Source organism: Streptomyces megasporus, assembly GCF_000718985.1.
In the GTDB taxonomy this organism is placed as follows: domain Bacteria; phylum Actinomycetota; class Actinomycetes; order Streptomycetales; family Streptomycetaceae; genus Streptomyces; species Streptomyces megasporus.
Genome location: NZ_JODL01000026.1, coordinates 11,954 through 34,697, shown reverse-complemented (window position 1 = coordinate 34,697; position 22,744 = coordinate 11,954). Strand labels below are relative to the sequence as shown.

General features: G+C 72.5%; 18 protein-coding genes and 1 pseudogene. 4 read left to right on the top strand and 15 right to left on the bottom strand.

Going from position 1 to position 22,744, the window contains the following annotated elements; translation table 11 throughout:
- Positions 1 to 54: 54 nt before the first annotated feature.
- The 8 genes from IF47_RS0120730 to IF47_RS0120695 form a co-directional block, all read right to left on the bottom strand.
- Positions 55 to 1,272, bottom strand: coding sequence for an acyl-CoA dehydrogenase family protein (locus tag IF47_RS0120730; RefSeq protein WP_031510392.1), 1,218 nt, complete (start codon positions 1,270 to 1,272; stop codon positions 55 to 57).
- A 64-nt stretch (positions 1,273 to 1,336) separates the two neighbouring features.
- Positions 1,337 to 3,364: an ATP-binding protein gene (locus IF47_RS0120725; RefSeq protein WP_031510391.1), complete on the bottom strand. Its 2,028-nt coding sequence runs from the start codon at positions 3,362 to 3,364 to the stop codon at positions 1,337 to 1,339.
- An 8-nt stretch (positions 3,365 to 3,372) separates the two neighbouring features.
- The gene (locus IF47_RS0120720; RefSeq protein ID WP_031510390.1) at positions 3,373 to 4,977 is read right to left on the bottom strand and encodes an acyl-CoA carboxylase subunit beta; all 1,605 of its coding nucleotides are present in this window, start codon (positions 4,975 to 4,977) and stop codon (positions 3,373 to 3,375) included.
- The gene (locus IF47_RS0120715) at positions 4,974 to 6,701 is read right to left on the bottom strand and encodes an acyclic terpene utilization AtuA family protein (RefSeq protein ID WP_031510389.1); all 1,728 of its coding nucleotides are present in this window, start codon (positions 6,699 to 6,701) and stop codon (positions 4,974 to 4,976) included. Before IF47_RS0120715 ends, IF47_RS0120720 begins: the two co-directional genes overlap by 4 nt.
- Positions 6,698 to 7,555 carry a TIGR03084 family metal-binding protein gene (locus IF47_RS0120710; protein ID WP_031510388.1) on the bottom strand — a complete coding sequence of 286 codons (858 nt, stop codon included), beginning with the start codon at positions 7,553 to 7,555 and terminating at the stop codon, positions 6,698 to 6,700. Before IF47_RS0120710 ends, IF47_RS0120715 begins: the two co-directional genes overlap by 4 nt.
- A gap of 141 nt (positions 7,556 to 7,696) precedes the next feature.
- Positions 7,697 to 8,407, bottom strand: a complete 711-nt coding sequence (locus IF47_RS31250; RefSeq protein WP_051717969.1) for a TetR/AcrR family transcriptional regulator — start codon at positions 8,405 to 8,407, stop codon at positions 7,697 to 7,699.
- Positions 8,408 to 8,457: 50 nt separating this feature from the next.
- Positions 8,458 to 9,234, bottom strand: a complete 777-nt coding sequence (locus tag IF47_RS0120700; RefSeq protein WP_031510386.1) for an SDR family NAD(P)-dependent oxidoreductase — start codon at positions 9,232 to 9,234, stop codon at positions 8,458 to 8,460.
- A 348-nt stretch (positions 9,235 to 9,582) separates the two neighbouring features.
- Positions 9,583 to 10,557, bottom strand: coding sequence for a LysR family transcriptional regulator (locus IF47_RS0120695; RefSeq protein WP_245641182.1), 975 nt, complete (start codon positions 10,555 to 10,557; stop codon positions 9,583 to 9,585).
- 402 nt (positions 10,558 to 10,959) lie between these two features.
- On the opposite strand from IF47_RS0120695, the gene IF47_RS0120690 reads away from it, so the two are divergent.
- Together IF47_RS0120690 and IF47_RS0120685 are read left to right on the top strand one after the other, a co-directional pair.
- Positions 10,960 to 11,937, top strand: coding sequence for a winged helix-turn-helix domain-containing protein (locus tag IF47_RS0120690; protein ID WP_245641181.1), 978 nt, complete (start codon positions 10,960 to 10,962; stop codon positions 11,935 to 11,937).
- A gap of 145 nt (positions 11,938 to 12,082) precedes the next feature.
- Positions 12,083 to 12,535 (top strand): NUDIX domain-containing protein, encoded by a 453-nt coding sequence (locus tag IF47_RS0120685; RefSeq protein WP_031510383.1) that lies wholly within the window; start codon positions 12,083 to 12,085, stop codon positions 12,533 to 12,535.
- Between the two features lie 116 nt (positions 12,536 to 12,651).
- Here the strand turns inward: IF47_RS0120685 and IF47_RS0120680 are convergent, their stop codons facing one another.
- The 3 genes from IF47_RS0120680 to IF47_RS28875 form a co-directional block, all read right to left on the bottom strand.
- Positions 12,652 to 14,226, bottom strand: coding sequence for a DHA2 family efflux MFS transporter permease subunit (locus tag IF47_RS0120680; protein ID WP_031510382.1), 1,575 nt, complete (start codon positions 14,224 to 14,226; stop codon positions 12,652 to 12,654).
- 212 nt (positions 14,227 to 14,438) lie between these two features.
- Positions 14,439 to 14,912: a MarR family winged helix-turn-helix transcriptional regulator gene (locus tag IF47_RS0120675; protein WP_031510381.1), complete on the bottom strand. Its 474-nt coding sequence runs from the start codon at positions 14,910 to 14,912 to the stop codon at positions 14,439 to 14,441.
- Between the two features lie 259 nt (positions 14,913 to 15,171).
- Positions 15,172 to 15,852, bottom strand: a complete 681-nt coding sequence (locus tag IF47_RS28875) for a hypothetical protein (RefSeq protein WP_051717967.1) — start codon at positions 15,850 to 15,852, stop codon at positions 15,172 to 15,174.
- A 388-nt stretch (positions 15,853 to 16,240) separates the two neighbouring features.
- On the opposite strand from IF47_RS28875, the gene IF47_RS0120660 reads away from it, so the two are divergent.
- On the top strand, positions 16,241 to 17,470 hold the full coding sequence (locus tag IF47_RS0120660; RefSeq protein ID WP_031510379.1) for an FAD-dependent oxidoreductase: 1,230 nt from the start codon (positions 16,241 to 16,243) through the stop codon (positions 17,468 to 17,470).
- A gap of 46 nt (positions 17,471 to 17,516) precedes the next feature.
- On the opposite strand, the pseudogene IF47_RS0120655 reads toward IF47_RS0120660, so the two are convergent.
- Positions 17,517 to 18,509, bottom strand: a pseudogene (locus tag IF47_RS0120655) (RNA polymerase sigma factor); the annotation flags it as partial.
- Positions 18,510 to 19,073: 564 nt separating this feature from the next.
- Here IF47_RS0120655 and IF47_RS0120650 point away from each other — a divergent pair.
- The gene (locus IF47_RS0120650; protein ID WP_078592001.1) at positions 19,074 to 19,955 is read left to right on the top strand and encodes an RNA polymerase sigma factor SigF; all 882 of its coding nucleotides are present in this window, start codon (positions 19,074 to 19,076) and stop codon (positions 19,953 to 19,955) included.
- 244 nt (positions 19,956 to 20,199) lie between these two features.
- Here the strand turns inward: IF47_RS0120650 and IF47_RS31095 are convergent, their stop codons facing one another.
- From IF47_RS31095 to IF47_RS0120635, 3 genes are all read right to left on the bottom strand, one after another.
- On the bottom strand, positions 20,200 to 20,340 hold the full coding sequence (locus IF47_RS31095) for a DUF6126 family protein (protein WP_169745232.1): 141 nt from the start codon (positions 20,338 to 20,340) through the stop codon (positions 20,200 to 20,202).
- The gene (locus IF47_RS0120640) at positions 20,334 to 21,002 is read right to left on the bottom strand and encodes a helix-turn-helix domain-containing protein (RefSeq protein ID WP_031510376.1); all 669 of its coding nucleotides are present in this window, start codon (positions 21,000 to 21,002) and stop codon (positions 20,334 to 20,336) included. Before IF47_RS0120640 ends, IF47_RS31095 begins: the two co-directional genes overlap by 7 nt.
- Positions 21,003 to 21,307: 305 nt before the next feature.
- Positions 21,308 to 22,636: a hypothetical protein gene (locus IF47_RS0120635; RefSeq protein WP_031510375.1), complete on the bottom strand. Its 1,329-nt coding sequence runs from the start codon at positions 22,634 to 22,636 to the stop codon at positions 21,308 to 21,310.
- Between the last annotated feature and the right edge of the window lie 108 nt (positions 22,637 to 22,744).

Here is a 22,744-nt window from a genome sequence, read left to right as displayed (position 1 = left end):
GTGTCGCTCCTCTCGGTGAGTCCCCTCCCGCGTCCGTCCCGAAAGCGGAGGGAGTCAGTAGGACTTGGGCAGTCCCAGGGTCCGGTGGGAGACGAAGTTGAGGATCATCTCCCGGCTGACCGGTGCGATGCGGGCGACGCGGGCCGCGGTGACCAGGGAGGCCAGCCCGTACTCGCGGGTGAGGCCGTTGCCGCCGAGGGTGTGCACGGACTGGTCCACGGCGCGGGCACAGGCCTCTCCCGCCGCGTACTTGGCCATGTTGGCCGCCTCGCCCGCGCCCGTGTCGTCGCCCGCGTCGTGGAGCTGTGCCGCCTTGCGGGTCATCAGACGGGCCAGTTCGATCTCGATGTGCGCCCGGGCCAGTGGGTGGGCGATGGCCTGGTGGGCGCCGATCGGTTCCTTCCACACCTGTCGGGTGCGGGCGTAGTCCACGGCTCGTTCCAGCGCGAACCGGCCCATGCCGATCGCGAACGCGGCGGTCATGATCCGTTCGGGGTTCAGTCCGGCGAAGAGTTGGAGCAGGCCCGCGTCCTCCTCGCCGACGAGCGCGTCGGCGGGCAGCCGTACGTCGTCCAGGAGAAGTTCGAACTGCTTCTCCGGGGCGGCCAGTTCCATCTCGATCCCGCGGTGGGAGAAGCCGGGGGCGTCTCGGGGGACGATGAACAGGCACGGCTTGAGCCTGCCCGTGCGGGCGTCCTCGGTGCGGCCGACGACGAGGGTGGCGTCGGCGATGTCCACGCCGGAGACGAAGACCTTGCGGCCGGTGAGCACCCAGCCTCCCTTGGAGCCCGTCCGGGGGTTCCCCCGGCCATCGCGGCGGGCGGTGGTGGTGATGCGGTGTGAGTTGGAGCCGGCGTCCGGCTCGGTGATGCCGAACGCCATCTTGCGGCTGCCGTCGGCGAGTCCGGGCAGCCAGGCGCTCTTCTGCGCGTCGGTGCCGAAGCGGGCGATGACGGTGCCGGTGATGGCGGGGGTGACGATGAGCATGAGCAGCGGGCAGCCGGCCGCGCCCAGCTCCTCCAGCACGATGGACAGCTCGGTGATGCCGCCGCCACCGCCCCCGTACTCCTCGGGGAGTCCGACGCCGAGGTAGCCGAGTTCGCCGGCCTCGCGCCACAGCTCGTCGGTCTGGCCGCCGGCCAGACGCACCCGTTCGAAGTACTCGCGTCCGTACCGTCGGCCGAGCGCGGCGACGGCCTCGCGCAGTGCCCGCTGCTCCTCGCTCTCCAGCAGTGTCGTGTCCGTGCCCGTGGCACGTCGGTTGCCGGTCATGCCCGTCTCCTTCGTCGGGTTCGCCGGGTCGGGAGCCTCCCGGTGTGGGTGCCGAGGTGCCGGCTCACGGTGCGACCACGGCGAGGACCGTGCCGACGTCGACCTGTTGCCCGGTCCTCACCCGCAGTTCCCGCAGCACCCCGTCGGTCGGTGCGGTGACGGGGTGCTCCATCTTCATGGCCTCCAGCCACAGCAGTGGCCGGCCCGCCGTCACCGTGTCGCCGACGGCGAGCCCGTCGGCGACACGGACGACCGTGCCCGGTGTCCGCGCCAGCAGCGAACCCGGTTCGGTGCGGTCCTCCGGTTCCGGGAAGCGCGGCAGTACCGTGAACGCGCGGGAGCCGAGCGACGAGTCGACGAAGACCCGGTCCCGTCCGTCCGGACCGTCCCCGTACGCCGCGACGTCGAAGGCGCGGCGTACGCCGTCGACCTCCAGCTCCACCCGGTCGGCGCCGGCCCGCAGCGTCCGTACGCCCGGCAGGTCCTCGGGTCGGGGCGGGCCGCCGCGCACCGGTCGGTAGCGGACCTCCCACTCCGTCCCGTCGGGCTCGGCCCGGTACCGCTTGCTCTGCGGTGTCGAGGGGAGGTTGCGCCAGCCGCCGAGCCGTCCGGAGACGGTCCGCGCGGCGGCGGTGCGCGCCGCGGCGTCCGCCAGTGCCGCCGCGAGCGCGGCGATCCGCGTGTGCCGGTCGTCCTCCTCGCGTCCGTCCCCGTGCCCGTCGCACAGCTCCGGCAGCCGGCGGTCGTAGAAGCCGGTGTCGAGGCGTCCGGAGACGACGTCGGGGTGCCGCAGCGTCCGCACCAGCAGGTCGCGGTTGGTGGCCGGGCCATGGATCCGGGCCCGCTCCAGGGTGTGCGCGAGTCTCCGCAGGGCCTCGTCGCGGGTCGGCGCCCAGGCGACGACCTTGGCGAGCATCGGGTCGTAGTGCGCGGTGATCTCGTCGCCGTCGGCCACGCCGGAGTCCAGGCGCACTCCACGGTCGGCGGGCGCGGTCTCGAACGCGGTGTCGGCGGGCACCGACAGCCGGTGCAGGCGTCCGACCCGGGGCCGCCACCCCCGGGCCGGGTCCTCCGCGTAGAGGCGGGCCTCGACGGCGTGTCCGCGCGGTGCCGGGGGTGTGGCGTCGGGCAGGGCGGCGCCCTCCGCGATCCGCAGTTGCAGCGCGACGAGGTCGATCCCGTACACGCACTCGGTGACGGGGTGTTCGACCTGGAGGCGGGTGTTCATCTCCAGGAAGTACGCCCGCCCGTCGTCCGCGACGAGGAACTCCACCGTGCCCGCGCCCCGGTAGCCGACGGCGCGCGCCGCCCGCTCGGCCGCCTCGCGGAGTTCGGCGTCCAGGGCACCGTCCGGGGAGGGGGCGGGGGCCTCCTCCACCACCTTCTGGTGACGGCGTTGGAGCGAGCAGTCGCGGGTGCCCAGGGTCCACACCGTGCCGTGCGCGTCGGCCAGTACCTGCACCTCGATGTGCCGCCCGCGTTCGACGTAGGGCTCGACGAAGACCTCGCCGTCCCCGAACGCCGCGGTCGCCTCCGCCGACGCCGCGCGGATCTCGCCGTCCAGCGCGGCCGGTTCGCGCACGATCCGCATGCCGCGCCCACCGCCGCCCGCCGCCGCCTTGACCAACAGCGGCAGGTGTTCCTCCCGCGCCTCCTCGGGCGGTACCGGCGTCAGCACCGGCACCCCGGCCTCCGCCATCAGCTCCTTGGCGCGGATCTTGGAGGCCATGGCCTCGATGGCCTCGGGCGGTGGGCCGATCCAGAGCAGGCCCGCGTCCCGCACCAGCCGCGCGAAGCCGGCGTTCTCGGAGAGGAAGCCGTAACCGGGGTGGACGGCGTCCGCTCCGGCCGTCAGCGCGGCCTTGACGATCGACTCGCCGCGCAGGTAGGTGTCGGCGGGCGTGTGGCCGGGCAGCCGTACGGCCGCGTCGGCCTCCCGTGTGTGGAGGGCGTCCGCGTCGGTGTCCGAGTGGACGGCGACGGTCGCGATGCCCAGTCTCCGGCAGGTGTGGAAGACCCGCCGGGCCACCTCGCCTCGGTTGGCGACCAGGACGGATCCGATCGTCCGCCCGTGCACGTGTGCCTCCGCCATTCCCACCCTCACATTCGGAAGACGCCGTAGCCGCCCCGCGCGCCCGTCACCGGCGCGGTGTGCAGGACCGACAGGCAGATGCCGAGCACGGTGCGCGTGTCGCGCGGGTCGATGACGCCGTCGTCGTAGAGCCGTCCGGAGAGGAACATCGGCAGCGACTCGGCCTCGATCTGCCGCTCGACCATCGCGCGCAGCGCCGCGTCGCCCTCCTCGTCGTAGGGCAGGCCCTTCGCCGCCGCGGATTCGCGCATCACGGTGGAGAGCACCCCGGCGAGCTGCCGTGGTCCCATGACGGCGGACTTGGCGCTGGGCCAGGAGAAGAGGAAGCGGGGGTCGTACGCCCGGCCGCACATGCCGTAGTGGCCGGCGCCGTAACTCGCCCCCATCAGCACCGACAGGTGCGGGACCTTCGAGTTGGACACCGCGTTGATCATCATGGCGCCGTGCTTGACGATGCCGCCCCGCTCGTACTCCCTGCCGACCATGTAGCCGGTGGTGTTGTGCAGGAAGAGCAGGGGGATGTCGCGTTGGTTGGCGAGTTGGACGAACTGGGCGGCCTTCTGCGACTCCTCGCTGAACAGCACGCCCCGGGCGTTCGCCAGGATGCCGAGGGGGTGGCCGTGGAGCGCTGCCCAGCCGGTCGTCAGGCCGGCGCCGTAGCGCGGTTTGAACTCGTCGAAGTCGGAGTCGTCGACGATCCGGGCGATCACCTCGCGCGGGTCGAACGGCACCCTGAGATCGTCGGGCACGATGCCCGGCAGTTCCTCCTCGTCGTGGCGCGGCGGCCGGACGGTCGCCGGGTCGGGGGCGGGGTGCGCCCTGCGCCGGTTGAGGCGGGCGACGACGCGACGGGCCTGGCGCAGCGCGTCCGGTTCGTCCACGGCGAAGTGGTCGGCGAGCCCGGAGACGCGGGCGTGCATGTCGGCGCCGCCCAACTCCTCTTCCTCGGCCTCCTCGCCGGTGGCCATCCTCACCAGCGGCGGGCCGCCGAGGAACACCTTGGCGGCCCGATCGACCATGATCACGTGGTCGGACATGCCCGGTACGTAGGCGCCCCCGGCCGTGGAGTTGCCGAAGACGACCGCGATCGTCGGGATGCCGGCCTCGCTGAGCCGGGTGAGGTCCTTGAAGAGCGCGCCGCCCGGGATGAAGACCTCCTTCTGGCCGGGCAGGTCCGCGCCGCCCGACTCCACCAGACTGACGACCGGCAGCCGGTTGGCCCGCGCGATCTCGTTGGCCCGCAGCGCCTTCCGCAGCGTCCAGGGGTTGCTCGCGCCGCCGCGCACCGTCGGGTCGTTGGCGGTGATCAGGCACTCGACGCCCTCGATCACGCCGATGCCGGTGACGAGCGAGGCGCCGACGGCGTAGTCGCTGCCCCAGGCCGCCAGCGGGGACAGCTCCAGGAACGGGGTGTCGGGGTCGAGCAGCAGCTCGACGCGCTCGCGGGCGAGGAGCCTGCCCCTCGCCCGGTGTCGGGCGACGTACTTCTCGCCGCCGCCCGCCAGGGTCTTGGCGTGCTCGGCCTCCAGCTCGGCCAGTTTGGCGAGCATCGCCTCGCGGTTCGCGGTGTACTCCGGTGCCGAGGTGTCCAGCGCCGATCGCAGCACGGTCACAGCGGCTCCTCGGGTATGTCGATGTGGCGGGAGCGCAGCCACTCCCCCAGCGCCTTGGCCTGCGGGTCGAAACGGGCCCGGGAGGCCGCGCCCCCGCCGAGGATCGCGTCGATCGTGAAGTTCAGGGCGCGCAGTCCGGGCAGCACGTGCCGGGTGACGGGCAGCGGGGCGACCTCCGGCAGCAGTTCGCGGAGCGCGTCGACGGTGAGGGTGTGCGCCAGCCAGCGCCACGCCTCCTCGCTCCGCGCCCACAGGCCGATGTTGGCGCTGCCGCCCTTGTCGCCGCTCCGGGCGCCGATCAGGGTGCCCAGCGGCACCCGGCGCGTCGCGCGCGGCGCCGGCGGCGGTTCGGGCAGTGGCGGTTCCTCGACCGGCGTCAGGGGGCGGGTCTCCCGCGGCGGCGGCACGGTGATCCGCCGTCCGTCCGGCAGCACGGCCGTGTGCGGCACCTCGGCCGCGTCCAGGAAGGCCGCCTCGAACAGCACGTACGGCACGCCCTTCCCCGGTGGGGCGGTGACGTGGAAGCCGGGGTGGCTGCCGAGCGCCAGCTCGACCGCGGCGGCGCCGACGGTCCGGCCCACCCGGCCCTCCTCCGCGTCCCGCACGACGAGCCGGAGCAGCGCGCTCGCCTCCTCCTGCACGGGAGCGTCCGCGTGGTCGGTGCGGGCCAACGTCCAGTGGACCTCCCGGGGGCGTCCGCCGGGCGCGGTGTCCAGACGGGCCTCCATCTGCTCCCGCACCAGGGCCGCCTTGGTCTCGATGTCGAGGCCGGTCAGCACGAACACGACCTCGTTGCGGAAGCCGCCCAGGCGGGTCAGGCCCACCTTGAGCGTGGGGGGCGGGGCCTCGCCGCGCACGCCCTCGATCCGTACCCGGTCCTCCCCGTCGGTCCGCAGCCGCGCCGTGTCCAGCCGCGCCGTCACGTCGGGACCGGCGTAGCGCGCGCCGTCGGTCTCGTACAGCAGTTGGGCGGTCACGGTGCCGACGGTGACCGCGCCGCCGGTGCCGGGGTGCTTGGTGATCACCGAGCTTCCGTCGTCGTGCAGTTCGGCCAGGGGGAATCCGGGGTGGCGCACGTCGATCCGCTCGGCGGCGAAGAAGGAGTAGTTTCCGCCGGTCGCCTGGGTGCCGCACTCCAGGACGTGTCCGGCGACGACGGCTCCGGCCAGTGCGTCGCGGTCGCGGGGATCGTCCACGTCCCAGCCGAAGTGGGCGGCGGCGGCTCCGGTGACCAGCGCGGCGTCGGTCACCCGGCCGGTCACCACCACGTCGGCGCCGGCGTTCAGGCAGGCGGTGATGCCGGCGCCGCCGAGGTAGGCGTTGGCGGTGAGGACGCCCTCGCCCCAACCGCCCCGGTCCGACAGGTCGTCGCCTTCGACGTGTGCCACCTTCGCCGGTACGCCGAGCCGGTCGGCCAGCTCGCGTATCCGCTCGGCGAGGCCTGCCGGGTTGAGTCCGCCGGCGTTGGTCACCAGGGCGACGCCGCGTTCGACGGCCAGGCCGAGGGTGTCCTCCAGTTGGCGCGGGAAGGTCCTGGCGTAGCCGAGCCCGGGGTCCTTCAGCCGGTCCCGGCCGAGGATCGCCATGGTCGCCTCGGCCAGGTAGTCGCCGGTCAGGACGTCGAGTTCGCCGCCGGTGAGCATCTCGCGCACCGCGTCGAGGCGGTCGCCGTAGAAGCCGGAGGCGTTCCCGATCCTCAGCGCGCCGTTCGCGGGGGCGCTCATCGCGGGCCCTCGACGTCGCGGGTTCCCGGTTCGCGTCCGGCGCCGGGCGGTCCGGCGAAGGCCTGGGCGATGCCGAGCCAGCGTTCGGCGTCGGCGCCCTCGGCCCGCAGGGCGGTGTCGTCGCGGTGCACGCGCCGGGTGACGAGGAGGCAGAAGTCCAGCGCCGGTCCGCTGACCCGCTGTGGGGCGTCCTCGGGGCCGTACGCCCAGCGGGCGCGGGTGTCGGGGACGGCTTCCGGGGGCGGGGTCAGCTCGACGCGGAACGGTTCGGCGGGCGGTTCCAGTCCGTTCACCGCGTAGGCGAAGTCCCGGGTCCGTGCGCCGAGCCGTGCCACGTGCCGCAGCCGGGCGGTCGGCGCGCGCCGCACGCCCAACGTCTCGGCGACGTCCTCGCCGTGCGCCCACGTCTCCATCAGCCGGGCCGTCGCCATGCCGGCCACGCTCATCGGCGGTCCGTACCAGGGGAGGCGGTGTCTCCCCGGCCGCGCGGCCGACTCCTCCAGCGCGGTCGCGAGCGCCCGGCGGCCGGCGCGCCAGGTCTCCAGCAGTTCACCGGGCGGCAGCGCGGCGCCGCGCCGGGCTCCGTCGTCCACAAGGGTGTCCACGGCGCCGGGGTCCGCGAACGCATCCTCCGCCTCCCGCCGGAACGTCTCCGGGTCCCGGACGGCCGACAGGGCGCGTCGGTCGGTCCAGGCGAGGTGGGCGATCTGGTGGGCGACGGTCCAGCCGGGCGACGGCGTGTCGGCCCTCCACCGTTCGTCGGCCGCCTCGGCCAGGGGCGCGACGAGCGCGTCCAACTCCTCGCTCTCGTCCCGCAGGTCCCGCAGCACCTCGTCCGCCGCCGTTCCGGACACGCCGTCCTCCCGTCGTCCGACCCCGCGTCACAGCCCGTTCGGTGAGCGTGACAGTGCCGGGAGGAGGAATCAAGCATGCGTGCATGATTTTTTGAGGGCGCGGACGGCCCGACCGGACCGCCCGCCGGACGTCCCGGCGTCTCAGCGCGACGTCTCGCCGCCCGGGACGGGTGGACGCCGGGGGGCGTCCGACGCCGGGGCCGGGACGGCCCGCGGGTTCACCGGCGTGTGCGCGCGCGGCCACCAGCCGGGAAGCTGCGCGGCGATACCGACGGCAGCCGCCTCCACGTCGGTCTCCTCGCCGACGGCCCAGGCGTGGAACGCGGTCACCACTCCCCCGGCCACGAACAGGGCCGGGTATCCCGAGGCGCGGGCGGGCACGTCGACGCCCAGCCGGGCCAGGTGCGCGATCGCCGCCTCGGCGCGCTCGCGCAGGGCCTCGGTGAGACGTCGGTGGAAACCCGCGTCGACGTCGGAGGAGAACAGGACGCGGTAGGTGTCCCGGCGGTCCAGGAGCTCCCGCAACTGCCGGCGGAGGGCGACCAGATAGACCGCCGCCAGGTCGACGGGGGTCCGGGCCGCCGCGATCGCCTCGTCGGACACGCCCGCGAGACGGTCGACGGCCTCGGCGAACACGTCGGCCGCCAGGGTGCGGATGTCCGGCCAGTGGCCGTAGAAGGTCACCCGGTGCACACCGGCGCGGCGGCACAGGTCCGCGACCGACAACTCCTCCAGCGGGGTTTCGGCGAGGGCGTCGAGGAGAGCCCGTACCACGCGCTCGCGGGTCCGTACCGCGCGCGGCTCGGCACGGTCGGCGGCGGCGCTGCCGCGCCGCACGGGGGTGCGGGACATGCGGTTCCCTTCCGGGGGTGCGGGCCGAAGGCGCGCACCCCCGGCCGGACTCAACGTACGGAAGCCTGACCGCCGTCGACCGGAAGCAGTTGTCCGGTGACGAAGCGGGAGGCCTCGGAGGCGAGGAAGACCATCACCGGACCGAGGTCGCGGTCGGGGTCCCCGTACTTCTGCCCCAAGGCGATCGACTGCTCATTCTGCCAGTAGTGCGCCGTGAGCTGGTCCTCGGTCATCCGCGCCTTGGCCTCCTCGTACATGGGGGTGGCGATGGCCGGCAGGATCGCGTTGACCCGGACGCCGTCGGCCCCCCAGGCCGCGGCGGCGGTGCGGGTCCAGGAGTGGACGGCGCCCTTGGACGCGGAGTAGGCCGGGGCCACCGGCTCGGGGCGCAGGCCGGAGACCGACCCGAAGTTGATGATGGAACCGCGCTTCCGCGGCGCCATGAGACGGTGCGCGGCCTGGTTGGCGAGCATCGTGCCCCGCACGTTGACCGCCATCATCAGGTCCCAGTCCTCGACGGTGACGGTGGAGGCGTCCCCGGGGCGCTGGATGGCGGCGGGGTGGGCCAGGACGTCGAGTCCGCCCATCTCCTCCGCCGCGGCGTCGAACGCCCGCGTCACCTCGTCGGCCTTGGAGACGTCGACCTTCATGAAGCCGGCCGATCCGGGACCGGCCTGGGTGGCGTCCCGGGCCACGCGCTCGCCGGCCTCCTGGTCAAGGTCCATGCCGATGACGCGCGCTCCGGCGGTGACGTACGCGCGCACCGTGGCGGCTCCCATCCCGCGCGCGCTCCCCGTGACGATGATCTTGTAGCCGTCGAGTTCCACCGGTGACTCCTTCGTCGGTTCGGTACGGCGGTCGCCCGGACGCGCCGTGGTGTGCGGAAACCGACTCGGCGAGCCCGCCCCCCGTGCGACCTCCCTTCCTAATTTACACATGTATGACAGATGGGGGTGGGCGGGTGGCGGGTGGTGCTCACGGGGGACGGCGGTCTCGCTCGGCGCCGGCGGTGCCGTTCGCGGCGCGGTCGCCGGCGGATCGGTCGGGGGCGGGTGTCCGGATGGAACGCGTGCGACGGGAGACATCCGTGGCCGCCCGGTGGCGCACACCCCGGTGGGAGGCGACGGCCCCCACCGGGGCAGCCGCTGGTCACGACCGGCGCGGCGGTGGCGGGGTCACCGCCCCAAAGCTCCCCGATCGTCGCCCCGGGGCCCGTCCGGGCGGGTGTCCGAGCGTTCCTCGGCGGCCATGGCCTCGACCGCGGCCTCCCGTACGGCCCGCACCACCGGGCGGTCGCGGTGTTCGGCGAGCCAGCCGAGGACCGAGGCGCACGGGGGGAGGTCGGCCACGGCCAGGTAGCGCACACCGGGGCGCGGGAAGAGAGAGCGGGCCGCCGCGGGCAGGAAGCACATCCCCTCCCCCCTGGCCACGGCGAGCAGCAGGGCCTCCATGTCGTGGGCGACGGGTCCGTAGCGCACGCGTGTGCCGTCGGGACGCGGGTTCGCCGTCCAGAAGTCCCACCACTCACGGGGCGCCTCGGGAGGGACGTCCACGAACACGCGGTCCGCGAGGTCGGCGAGGAGGACGGCGCTCCGGTCGCTCAGGGGGTCGTCGACCGGCAGGCAGGCGACACGTGGTTCGGTGGCCAACTCCAGCAACTCGACGGTCGGCGGCACCGGAGGTCGGAGGAAGGCGACGTCGACGCCGCCGGTGAGCAGTTGCGCCTGCTCCGCGAAGTCCAGGTTGCGGACCTCGACGGTGAGACCGGGATGGCGGGCGCGAAGGCGTTCGAGGACCGCGTGGGTGTGGGGCATCGCGGACTCCGCGCCGATCATCCCGATCACGACGCGCCCCGTGAGGTTGCGGCCCCACTGACCGGCGCGGACGCGCAGCCGTTCCATCGCCTCGAGCACGGCACGCGCCTCGGCCACCAAGGCGCGCCCCGCGTCGGTGAGCCCCACCGTGCGACTGTCCCGGCAGAACAGGGCGACGCCCAGCCGCTTCTCCAGGTCTCGGATCTGACGGCTCAGCGCCGGCTGGGTCATGTACAGACGTGCGGCCGCCCTGCCGAAGTGCAACTCCTCACTCAGCGTCAGGAACAGCCGCAGTTGATGGATGCTCGGTTCGGGTGATCCCGCCGTCCCCGGCACGGCAGAGGCCCCCTGCCTGCGGCCATATACGTCACTTCATCGGTCGGAGGGATTCTCTCATCACCGAGGTCCCTGACAACCGGGCTCCGTCGTGTCACCCTCCGGAAGGGTGACACGACGGGCGGCCCGTCGACGTCACGGCTCGGGCGTCCGCGCGTCCGTCGACGGGGACGGGCCAGGACTCTCGACGCCCGCCGGCCATCGGGGGCGAACGGGGGAGGCGGGAGCGGGAACGGGGGACGTCCTCGACGAGCGGCGCCGTACGGGGCGGCACGCGCTCGTCGAGGACGTCGACGACCGAAGGCGCACACACTGGGAACGGCCGGTGTGTGGGGGAACGGCACACGGGGGAACAAGGTGCTGCGCATTCACTTCACGGACAGGGATCTCGCGCGTGTTCACGTGGCTCGAACGCCGGACCCTCTCTGGGAGACGCTGCTCGGGCTGAACCAGTTGACCGCGCCGCGACGCACGGTTCCGGTCTTCGCCGACTGGCGGCAGCGTGCCCGCGCCACGCTCGTCGAGGAGGGCCTGCTCGGTCCGGCGCGGCTGTTGTCCGATCTGGCCCCGGCCTCGGCGGACTACTGGCCGGACTTCCTCACCCCCGCCGAGTCCGCCGACGGGTTGGAGGCCGGGTTGGCAGCACTGCGTGCCACCCCACGGCAGCGGATGACAGCGGAGTTGGCCCGCACGGCCCGCTCTCGCCGGTTGCCGCAGTGGGCACGGGCCCTGGCCACGGGGGAACGGCAGCGGGTGGAGGAGGTCGTGGCGGCCTTCCGGTCGGTGCACCGGGCGATCATCGGTCCCGACTGGACCTCGGTGGCCACGACCACCGAGGCCGATCGGGCGCTGCGGACCCGTGCGTTGCGCGACGGGGGAGTCCACGGGCTGCTCCACTCCCTGCGTCCCGTGATGGACTGGCGACCACCCGTCCTGTACGTGCGGTACCCGAAGGACCGCGACCTTCACCTCGCGGGTCGCGGCCTGCGCTTGGTGCCCTCCCACTTCTGTTGGCACACCCCGATCTCCCTCGCCGACCCCGCGCTGCCCCCGGTGCTGGTCCATCCGATCGAGCATCCGGTGTCCCGGGAGCCCGTCGCGGCCCGCGCCCACCCGTCGCAAGCCCTCCCCAGGCTGCTCGGCCGCACCCGTGCGCGGGTGCTGGCCGGGCTCGGCGCCGCCGCGACCACCGGTGAACTCGCCCGGCGTCTGGGCATCTCCGCGGCGTCGGCCAGCGAGCACGTCTCCGCCCTGCGGGAGGCCGGGCTGGCGTGCAGCCGGCGCACCGGCGCCCATGTGGTGCACGTGCTCACCCCGCTCGGTGTCGCGTTGCTGCGCGGTGCCCCCTCCCCCACCGGCTCGATCGTCTCGGCGTCCTGACCCCGGCGTGGGCCGCCGGCCCTGTCGGCGGTCCGGGCACTCCTCGCCTCGCCCCTCCGCACGGTGGCGGTGATTTCCCCACCGCCGTCGAACGCTGCGACGCTGGTCCGGTGACGTGGACGGGCCCCTCTACCGAAGGAACGGCGTGAAGAAGCTCATCGCCCGGCTGTGGCATCTCCTCCGCGGACCGCTGCAATGGCGCCTCCAGTGGCTCGCGCACGCGAAGTTCATGGTCGGCGTCACCGGTGTCGTGCGCGACGCGGACGGCAACGTGCTCCTCCTCAGGCACCGCCTGTGGCGGAAGGATCGCCCGTGGGGGCTTCCCACGGGGTACGCCGACAAGGGCGAGACCTTCGAGGACACGGTCGTTCGCGAGGTGTGCGAGGAGACCGGGCTGGAGGTCCGCGTCGGCGAACTCGTCCTTCTCGGAAGCGGGTACCGGCTGCGGGTGGAGGTGGCCTACGAGGCCCGGCTCGTCGGCGGCACCCTCGACATCGACCCCTTCGAGATCCTGGAGGCGAGGTGGTTTCCGCCCGACGCCCTTCCCGACGGATTGCAGGAGTCCCACCGTCTCCTGATCGAGCGTCGGCCGGGTTGACGCGTCGTCAAACCGGCGGGCGCGGACGTGCGGCGCGGACGCGACCGGCCGGGGCGGGACCGCCGTTTTCGCGAGGATCCACGCTTCCCGGCCGAGCCGCGCCCGTCCGGCGTTCCTCAGCGGCCGGCGGCGTGCCGGGGCTTGTGGCGCAGGCCGGCCGCGGCCAGGACCGCGCCCGCGAAGCACAGCACGGCGGTGACGAGCACGGCCGAGTGCACCCCGTTCATGAAGGCGTTGCCGCTGCCCTCGACGACGGCGGCCCTCAACTGCGCGGACATGCCGTCCGAGACCGGCGAGACGCCCATCGACACGGCGTCCTCGGCCGCCTCGAAGCCGCGGGCCGCGGAGGCCGAGAGCCCGGCGTCGGTCAGTTCACCGGCGAGGGTGGCGCCCACCCGGCCGCTGATCAGGGAGATCAGCACGGACGTGCCGAGCGCTCCGCCGATCTGCAGGGCCGTGGACTGCAGACCACTGGCCACACCGCCGTCCTCCTTCGGCGCGTTGCCGACGATCGCCTCGGAGGAGGCGGACATCACCATTCCGACTCCGAAGCCGAGCGCGAGGAACGGCGGCCACATCGCGGCGTAGGAGGAGTCCGCGTCCCAGGTCAGGATCCAGACGGACGCGACGGCCTGGAGCAGCATGCCGATCGGCATGGACAGACGCGCGCCGAACCGCCCGGTCAGCGCGGCGCCCAGCGGCGACGCGACCACGGTGGCCAGGCTCAGCGGCAGGGTGCGCACACCCACCTCGACCGGGGTGAAGCCCTGGACGTTCTGCAGGAACAGCATCAGGAAGAAGATCACGCCGAGCAGCACGAAGAAGTTCAGCGCGGTGACGATCGTGCCGATGGTCAGTGCCGGGCTGCGGAACAGCCGCATCGGCAGCAGCGGGTGCCGGACGCGGGTCTCGTACCGGCAGAAGATCACCAGCACGATGACGCCCACGGCGAGGGAGCCCAGCGTTCCCGCGGAGGCCCATCCCCAGGTCTCGCCCTTGATCACGCCGAAGACCAGGGCCGACAGGCCCAGCGCCAACAGGATCACGCCGGGGATGTCGAAGCGGTGGTCGCCCGTGGAGTCCTTGCTCCTCGGCAGCACCAACGCGCTGAGCGCGAGGGCGACGACGCCGATGGGTGCGTTGATGTAGAAGACGGACTCCCAGTTGACGTGGGCGACCAGCAGTCCGCCGACGATCGGTCCGAGCGCGGTGGAGCAGGACGCCACCATGGCCCAGATGCCCACCGCCATGCCGAACTTCTCCGGCGGGAAGACCGCGCGCAGCAGACCGAGCGTGTTGGGGATCAGCAGCGCGGCGAAGACCCCTTGCAACGCGCGGAAGGCGATGACGCCCTCGATCGTTCCGGACAGGCCGATCGCGACCGAGGCGACGACGAATCCGGCGGTGCCGATCACATAGTACGTGTGCCGCCCGAAGCGGTCGCCGAGCTTGCCGCCCAGGATCAGGAGGGCGGCCATCGCGATCAGGTAGGAGTTGGTGACCCACTGCAGGTCGGCGGTGGACGCTTTCAGGTCCCGGCCGATCTCGGGATTCGCGATCGACACCACGGACGCGTCGAGATTGACCATGAAGAGACCGATCGCGACGGCGATCAGCGTCAGCCAGGGGTTGGAGCGCCTGCCCCGTGGTGTCTCCGACGGGAGGTCCACGGACGGGGTGGCGTGTGCCACGCCGGCAACGGCGGTAGAGGACACGTCAAAGCCTTGTCTACGAGGGAAAGGGCGAGCTTCGAAGAGGACGAACCGGACACCACGAGGCGGCCGCGGACACGCGGCGGCGCTCGGTCACGGTCGTGAAGACCGCCGCCGGCCGGCACCCGGCCCGTGTGCGCGTGCGGAACGCGTACGCGGGCCGGGTCGCCGGCCGGAGATCGGGGGTGGGATCAGTCGGCGGCGGGGTGGAGCCGGCGGGCCAGTGACGTCAGCGCGCCCAGGGCCGAGCCGAGGGCGTCCAACTCCCCGTCGGTGAGGGCGTGCAGCGCACGCGCCATGTGGGCTTCCTTGAGCTGCCGGGCCTCGGCGAGCCGCTGTCGGGCCGTGGCCGTCGGATACAGGTGGGCGACCCGCTTGTCGGCGGCGTCCTGCCGGCGCTCCAGCAGTCCCGACTCGGTGAGGTGGGAGACGAGGGCGCTGACGTTGTTCGGCTTCATCAGCAACGTCTCGGCGGCCTCGCGGACCGTGATGCCCTCGCGCTCCTCCACGAGCCACAGCAGTGCGAGTTGCCCCTCCGGAAGCCTGGGATGCGGGAACTCGCGGTCGATCTGCCGCTCAAGAGCCCTGTTCAGCACGGGCAGGGCGACCACGAGCGCGGCGGCCACGCGGTCGATGTCCTGAACGGACGTGCTGGAGAAGGGCATGAGCCAGAGAATAGGTATGGAGGTATACCTATGTCAAAATACCGAAACCGAATGCTGTGTAGCGTCGCCATTACACAACACTTGACGCCGTTGAGGGCAGGCCCTCTGCGGAAGCACCGCTTCGGACGCCCAACTCGCCCGCTCGGCAGCCTCGTTGGGCCCGGACTCCGCCTCGACGGCCCCACCGCCCCACGGTGTCGCCATCCGCCCCTGACGGAGGTCGGGCACCGTGGCACCTCTCACACGGTCGGCGCGGGGATCAGTGGCCGGAATGGTCCGAGTGGTCGGAGTGCCCGTGATCCCCTTGGCCTCCGTGGTCTCCGTGGTCGGGAGGCCGCACGGAAGCGTCCGGCACGACACCGGAGAACTGTCCGGCCATCCCCTTCCGGGCCCCCTGGGGCCAGACGAGCACCTGGTAGCCGACGGCGACGATGTCCGGCACCACCCAGGCGCTCAGCTCCGTCGCGCTCTCGCCGGGCGCCAGTTCGCCCTTGAACCCGCCGTCGTCGGTGGCCTTCTGCGCCATGCCGCCGACCTTGACCCCCACCCACTGGAGTTCCACCTTGTCCAGGTCGACGGGGGCGTCGCCGGTGTTGGTCAGCTTCACCCGCAGCCCCAGCGGTTCGCTCCGCCGGCCCAGCAGCTTCTCGCGGGCCTCCTCCAGCCGCGCTTCGTCCACCACGCCGCCTTGGAGGTCCGTCCGGTCCGCCGGGCGCAACCGCCCCGACACGGTCGCCGTCGCCTCGATGCCGTCCGGCCAGGCGAAGGTCTTCCCGGTCGGCACCGGCGTCGGCCCGGCCAGGGCCGACGTGGACGGCTCGGCACCGGCCGAGGCGGAGGTCTCGGAGGCGGTCGGCGGCGCGGGGTCGTCGTCCGCGCCGCATCCGGTGAGGGATAAGGAGAGGGAGACGAGAGCCACCGCGAGCACGGTTCGACGCATGAACACTCCAGCGAGCGGCCTGGGGGACGCGGCCTTTTTCGGGGGGACGTGGCGAGGCCGACGGTAGCGTCCCGCCGACGGCCCCGTAAAGATCCGTGGGGCGCCCCGTCCGCACTCCGAGACCCCGCCTTCCCATGGAGCCGGCCTCCTGCGAAAGGGCGGTGCGGAGCGGTCCCTCCCGCCGGGACTCCGGTCGCCCGTCGCCCGTCGCCCGTCGCCCGTCGCCCGTGGAATCCTCGCTTCCAAGCCGGCGTGGGGCGAGAATTCCCCCAGCGGACGTGACACCCGCCCGGTCGCGTGCGGTGGATCGCCGCTCGACGAGCTCGACAAGCGGCACCCCGCGGGGCGCCTCTCTCCCACGATCACGACACGATCACGAGGAGTTCCGGTGAGCGAGAGAACGACGTGCGCGGTCATCGGCGGCGGCCCCGCCGGGATGGTCCTGGGGCTGCTGTTGGCCCGGGCCGGTGTGGAGGTCACCGTACTGGAGAAGCACGCCGACTTCCTGCGCGACTTCCGTGGCGACACCGTGCACCCGACCACGCTGCGGCTGCTGGACGAACTGGGCCTGCGCGAGAGGTTCGCCGCCCTGCCCCAGAGCAAGGTGCGGAGTGTGTCCTTCCCCCTGGGCGACGGGCGTTCGGTGACTCTGGCCGACTTCCGCAGGCTGCGTGGGCAACCCCACCCCTACATCGCGATGGTGCCGCAGTGGGACCTGCTCAACCTGCTCGCCGAGGCCGGACGGGCCGAACCGTCCTTCACCCTGCGCATGAGCACCGAGGTCACCGGGCTGTTGCACGACTCCGACACGGTCACCGGCGTGCGCTACCTCGATCCCGAGGGACCGGGTGAGCTGCGCGCCGATCTGACCGTGGCCTGCGACGGCCGCTGGTCGGCCGCTCGCGGCCAAGCGGGGCTCGAACCCCGCGAGTTCCCGGTGAACATCGACGTCTGGTGGTTCAAGGTCCCCACCGAAGGCGCCATCGCGCCCTCCCTGCTCCCGCGCACCGGGCGCGGGAAGATGCTCGCGGCGATTCCACGCGAGGGCTACCTGCAGATCGGCTACCTCGGCCCCAAGGGCTCCGACGCCCGCCTGCGGAGGCGGGGCGTCGAGGCACTGCGCCACGACGTCGCCGAACTCCTGCCCGAGCTGGCCGACTCCGTCCACGCGATCGGGTCCATGGACGACGTCAAACACCTGGACGTGCGGATCAATCGGCTGCGCCGCTGGCACACCAAGGGGCTGCTGTGCATCGGCGACGCCGCGCACGCCATGTCCCCCATCGGCGGCGTGGGGATCAACCTCGCCGTCCAGGATGCCGTGGCCGCCGCCACCCTGCTGGCGGGGCCTCTGCTCGAACACCGAGTCACCGAGCGGCACCTGGCCGCCGTCCGCCGACGCCGCCTGTTGCCCACCGTCGTCACCCAGTCCCTCCAGCGGCTCCTGCACCGCGGGTTCGTCGGTCCCGTCCTGCACGGCAGGATCGCCGCCCCGCCCAAAGTGCCGCTGACCCTCCTTCGGCTCCTGCCCCGGCTCTCGGCCGTCCCCGCCTACCTCATCGGGGTCGGCGTCCGTCCCGAACGCGCTCCCGGCTTCGCCCGCCGCGCTTCCGTGTGAACGGGCCGCCCCGGCGACGGGATCGGCCGGGACGACGGCTCCGAGGTCAGCCGGCGTCGAGGTAGTCGCGCAGCACCTGCGAACGCGAGGGGTGACGCAGCTTGGACAGCGTCTTGGACTCGATCTGGCGGATGCGCTCGCGCGTCACCCCGTAGATCTCCCCGATCTCCTCCAGCGTCCTCCGCTGACCGTCGGCGAGGCCGTACCGCATGGAGATCACCCCGGCCTCTCGCGCGGTCAACCCGTCGAGGATGCCCCGGATCTCCTCCCTGAGCAGGAGGAACGTGACCGTCTCCGAAGGGGAGACGGTCTCGCTGTCCTCGATCACGTCACCGAGTTCGCCGTCGCCGTTCTCCCCCAGCGGGGTGTGGAGCGAGATGGGTTCCCTGTTGTACCCCTCGATCTCCACGATCTGCTCCGCGGTCATGCCGGTCTTCTCCGCCAGTTGCTCCGGCGTGGGATCGATGCCCAGGTCCTGGAGCATCTCGCGGCGCGCTCTGGCCACCTTGTTGATGACCTCCACCATGTGCACCGGGATGCGGATGGTCCGGCTCTGGTCGGCCAAGGCGCGCGTTATCGCCTGGCGTATCCACCAGGTCGCGTACGTCGAGAACTTGAAGCCCTTGGTGTAGTCGAATTTCTCGACGGCACGGATCAGGCCCGCGTTGCCCTCCTGAATCAGGTCCAGAAAACCGAGTCCGCGTCTGCTGTAGCGCTTGGCGATGGAGACGACCAGCCGGAGGTTCGCCTCGACGAGATGGTTTTTCGCCTGGCGCCCCTCCTCGGCGATGATCGACAGTTCGCGCCGATACCGGGGTTCCGAATCCGGCTCCTCCTCCAGCTTCTTCTCGGCGAACAGACCGACCTCGATCCTCTTCCCGAGTTCCACTTCCTGCTCGGCGTTGAGGAGCGGTACGCGGGCGATCAGCCGAAGGTAGTCCTTCACCTGGTCGGATGTGGCGCCTCCGGACGTGACCTGGGGTTCGGGGGCGTCATCGTCGGATCCATGGGTCAGCAGGAAGGTCTCCTGCCGCCGCTCCGGGACGCCCGTCTCCACAGCGCTCAACTTCCGCACTCCGTTCTCCGCGCACCCGACCCGACACGACGTGCTTCCGATTCCTCCGGACATCCGGACGGAATCACGCGTCGATAATCGAGAGAGCCGCCCGGTCGCCGGCGATCCGGAAACGAGGCAGCTTCCCGGTGAATTCTTCGAAGCTGATGTCGCCCCGGATGCGTCACGGCCGCCCAGGCCCCGGATCCAGGGAGTTCTTCCCAAAAGAGTACACCCGGTCGGTCCCGTCCCGCCCGCCGCGCATTGCACCGCAAAACCAGTGAGATGCGTCACCCCCGCTGTGCGATTGATTTTCCCGAGGTTCTCCGCTCTTTCCGCCGGGCCGGGGCGGGGGTCCGCCCGAGGTCCCGACGGTCCCCCAACCGTCCCGGTCTCGCCCGGAGTTCGGTCCGCCCCGAGCCGTTGTGCCCCGGCTCACTCGCGTCGCCGCGAACACGTCCGCATGCCTGTCGTGCATCGGGGTAGGCGCGATGCCATCGGCCCCTTGGAAGACAGGGAAGGGGCTGAACCGACGAGGGAGGGGAGAGCATGACGGCGACGACGGTTTCTCGGACGGGCAACGACCACGCGGTGGGTTCACAGACGGGCGATGGCCACGCTGTCGTTCGACTGCCGGAGATTCCCGACCCCTCGAAGGTCGCGCCGAAGGACGCGCGGGAGCTGTCGAAGCTGTTCTTCGAGGAGCTGGCGGTCCTGGAGGAGGGCACGCACGAGTACCAGTACGTGCGCAACACCCTCATCGAGATGAACATGTCCCTCGTCCGCTACGCCGCGAGCCGGTTCCGCAACCGCGGCGACGGCGAGATGGAGGACATCGTCCAGGTCGGCATGATCGGACTGATCAAGGCGATCGACCGGTTCGAGTTGTCGCGCGAGGTGGAGTTCACCACCTTCGCCGTGCCGTACATCGTCGGCGAGATCAAGCGGTTCTTCCGCGACACCTCCTGGGCCGTTCACGTGCCGCGCCGCCTGCAGGAGGCCCGCGTCGAACTCGCCCGCGCCACCGAGGAGCTGCGCAGCCGCCTGGGCAGGTCGCCGAAGGTGAGCGAACTGGCCGCCCTGATGAACCTCACCGAGGAGGAGGTCATCGAGGTCCGCCTGGCCTCCAACGGCTACAACTCCTCCTCCCTGGACGCCGCCATCAACGGCGGTGAGGAGGGCGAGACGGCACTGGCGGACTTCATCGGCGCCGAGGACGCCGCCATGGAACTGGTGGAGGACTTCCACGCACTGGCTCCGCTGATAGCCGAACTCGACGAACGCGACCGGAAGATCATCCACATGCGCTTCGTGGAGGAGCTCACCCAGTCGCAGATCGGCGAGCGCCTCGGCTGCTCCCAGATGCACGTCTCCCGCCTCTTGTCGCGCACCTTGAAGCGTCTGCGCGAGGGCATGCTCACCACTCGCTGAACGACCGACCATACCGCGATCACCGCGATGGGCCGCCCGGCTCGCGAGCCGGGCGGCCCATCGCGGTGCGGTGCCGTCGCCCCGTTCCCCCTTCCGCGGCACACGGCGTTCCGCACCGGGGTCCGGCGCCGTCGTGAGGCTCGACACCGCTTGCCGCTTCGGCCGAGGCTGTGCGCGGAGCGGCGTCGGGGTCGGGGTCGGTGTCAGGGGTGGCGCGACGGGCGGCGGGTCGGTGCCGCGGGGATCACTCCGCCCCGAGGCTGAACAGCAGGTAGAGGAAGAAGCCGAGGACGTGGCCCGCCACGATGTAGGCGAACAGGCGCAGGGCCACACCGCGGGGGAAGCGGCCTTCGCCGCGCTCGAGGCCGGTTTTCTCACTCAGCATGGGTCGTCACCTTTCGAGGGTTGCGAGGGATTGGCGTGCCGCGGGGCACCTTGCCCGACCGGGCGGTCCTCACCGCCCAGGCACAGATCGCCGGCGGGGCTCCGCAACAACGTGTGCACGAAGAGCAGGTCGGCGCCCTCCGGAGGAACGGCGGTGATCCGGTGAGGGGTGAGGCTGTCGTAGTGGGCCGAATCGCCCGGCTCGAGAACGTACTCCTCCCCTCCCAGGGAGAGGTGGAGACGCCCGGTGAGGACGTGGAGCCACTCCTCGCCGGTGTGGGAGCGGACCAAGTCGTTCTGGGCGCCCGGGGGCACGTGCACGCGCAGCGCCTGCATGGCCCGCCGTGACCCGCCGGCCTGCCGGTAGATCCAGCCGCCGGCCTCGACCGGCTCCACCTGCCCGGCCCGGATGACGGCGTCCCGGTCGGGCGGCGTCTCGCCCAGCAGATCCGAGACCGTGGTCCCGTAGGTACGGGCGAGCGTCAGCAGCAGCGGCAACGACGGCTGGCGCTGCCCGGTCTCCAGACGGGACAGATGCGCGGGGGACATCTCCAGCCGTCTGGCAGCCGCCTCCAGGGTGAGGCCTCTGTTCTTGCGCAGATCACGCAGGCGTGGCGCGACGCCGGACAGGGTCACACTCGAGGCGGGGGGTTCTTGTCCCATGCACTCATTGAGCCACAAACATGCCTCTCAGGCAAACGGCTTACCTCAAAGACAAAAAAAATCCGGCTCGGCCCACCAGGCGTTCCTCATCACCCGTGATTGTCCCAAATACTCCGGTCGGGCTCGCATCCGACCGGAGCCGGCGGCACGAGGGAGCCCACCCCCGTCGGCCCACCGGTCCCCTCGCCACGGCGCGCACTCGTCCCGCCCCGCCCTCGCGCGGGAAGCCCTCGACGGCGGCGCGCCGGGCCCGCGCGCCCCGGACGGCACGACGGACCTCCGACGACCGCGGGCGGCCTACCGGATCAGCCGGCCGCCGAGGTACGGGAGTTCAGGGAGTTCAGCCTCCTCTGGGCGACGGGCACGTGGCGCGGGTCGAGGGCGGGGAGCTGCCTCAGCAGCGCGAGCAGTTCCGGCCCCAGCTCCCGGGCGGTGCCCTGGTCGGTGACGTGGTGCCAGCAGTAGTGGGCGCCCTGGGCGGCGGCGAGCACTTCGGGGGCGTCGTGTGTCTGGAGGGCGAGGCGGGAGCGGGCGGCGGCGATCCACAGCCGGGTGGCGAGCGGGTAGTTCTCGGCGATTCGTGCCAGGTCGGCGCGGATCTCGGCCCAGTGGGTGGCCTCCGCGGAGTTCGGGCCGTGGCGCCGCATCGCGTGCTGTTCCCATGCCGCGGCCATCGCGGCGGCCTCGTTGTGCCGGCCCGCCTGCGCGGCCTCCCAGATGACCGGGCGCGGGTCGGCTTCGGGGACGGTCGACTGCTGCGGGACGGCGGGCAGGGACGTCGTCGACGTCGGAGGCCGGTCGGTGCCGCCGGAGGCGCCGGCCTCGGTGACGGGTCGCGGAGCCGCTTCGGGACGCGGGGGCACGGGCTGCCGGAGCGCCTGCGGTTGGCCGGCCGGGGTCGCGTGGTCCCGGTCGCCGGTCCCGGACGCCACGGCCTCGGGAGTGATGGTGAGCTGCCCGGTCCGGGGCAGGACCAGGGTTCCCGGCGGCAGGCCGGCGACGGCCACGGTCGTGGCGTGGAGGTGGGCGTTGCCGGGCCGGGCGGGCTGCCGGTGCAACTGCTCGACCAGGTGCCGGGTGTAGGGGCTGACGCCTTCGGTGCCGGCGAGACCCGGCGGCAGGACGACTCCGCAGACCGGCAGGTGCTCGCCGAGGGCGTCGGGGCGGTCCTGTAGTTGGGCCCAGGCGTGCTTGTCGGCCGCGAGGTCGACGAACACGGCGGTGGTCCCGGATGGGCGGGGACGCAGTTCGTTGCGGAGCCAGGACCACGGCAGCGCGGTGTAGCGGACGGCTCCGGTGGTGGTGCCGGTGAGGGCCAGGTGCAGTTCGTGCCGCCGACGGTCGGCGGTGAGGCGTCCCGAGAGGTACAGCAGCACCGGGCCGGACGCCGCGACGGCCGCTCGCAGCCGCAACAGGACCGAGTTGGGATCGTGGACGCCGTCGAGGTGGACCAGGTCCGTGGGCAGGTCGCTGCCCAGCAGCACGGGGGTGGGGACGGTGGCCAGGGCCGCCAGGTTGGCGCTGGGGGTGATCTGCGGGCGCCTGCGGTGGGTGGCCCGATCTCCCGCGATCAACAGGACGTGCCCGCGCCGCCGATACTGCTGTGCCTGTGTCTCCGCCCCTTTGACATGCATGGACGCACCGTACGCCACGGACCGTCTGACAGGACATCGAGTCGGGGACAAGAAGGAGCAAGCCGAGAGGTATCCGGCCGGCCGGAGGGCCGGAGTCGTCCGCGGCGG

What these genes read in the sequence shown, in the direction of transcription:
- IF47_RS0120675 (WP_031510381.1), bottom strand. Translation starts at nt 14,912, where the DNA reads ATGCCCTTCTCCAGCACGTCCGTTCAGGACATCGACCGCGTGGCCGCC.
- IF47_RS0120725 (WP_031510391.1), bottom strand. Translation starts at nt 3,364, where the DNA reads ATGGCGGAGGCACACGTGCACGGGCGGACGATCGGATCCGTCCTGGTC.
- IF47_RS31250 (WP_051717969.1), bottom strand. Translation starts at nt 8,407, where the DNA reads ATGTCCCGCACCCCCGTGCGGCGCGGCAGCGCCGCCGCCGACCGTGCC.
- IF47_RS28875 (WP_051717967.1), bottom strand. Translation starts at nt 15,852, where the DNA reads ATGCGTCGAACCGTGCTCGCGGTGGCTCTCGTCTCCCTCTCCTTATCC.
- IF47_RS31095 (WP_169745232.1), bottom strand. Translation starts at nt 20,340, where the DNA reads ATGCTGAGTGAGAAAACCGGCCTCGAGCGCGGCGAAGGCCGCTTCCCC.
- IF47_RS0120730 (WP_031510392.1), bottom strand. Translation starts at nt 1,272, where the DNA reads ATGACCGGCAACCGACGTGCCACGGGCACGGACACGACACTGCTGGAG.
- IF47_RS0120715 (WP_031510389.1), bottom strand. Translation starts at nt 6,701, where the DNA reads ATGAGCGCCCCCGCGAACGGCGCGCTGAGGATCGGGAACGCCTCCGGC.
- IF47_RS0120640 (WP_031510376.1), bottom strand. Translation starts at nt 21,002, where the DNA reads ATGGGACAAGAACCCCCCGCCTCGAGTGTGACCCTGTCCGGCGTCGCG.
- IF47_RS0120650 (WP_078592001.1), top strand. Translation starts at nt 19,074, where the DNA reads ATGACGGCGACGACGGTTTCTCGGACGGGCAACGACCACGCGGTGGGT.
- IF47_RS0120635 (WP_031510375.1), bottom strand. Translation starts at nt 22,636, where the DNA reads ATGCATGTCAAAGGGGCGGAGACACAGGCACAGCAGTATCGGCGGCGC.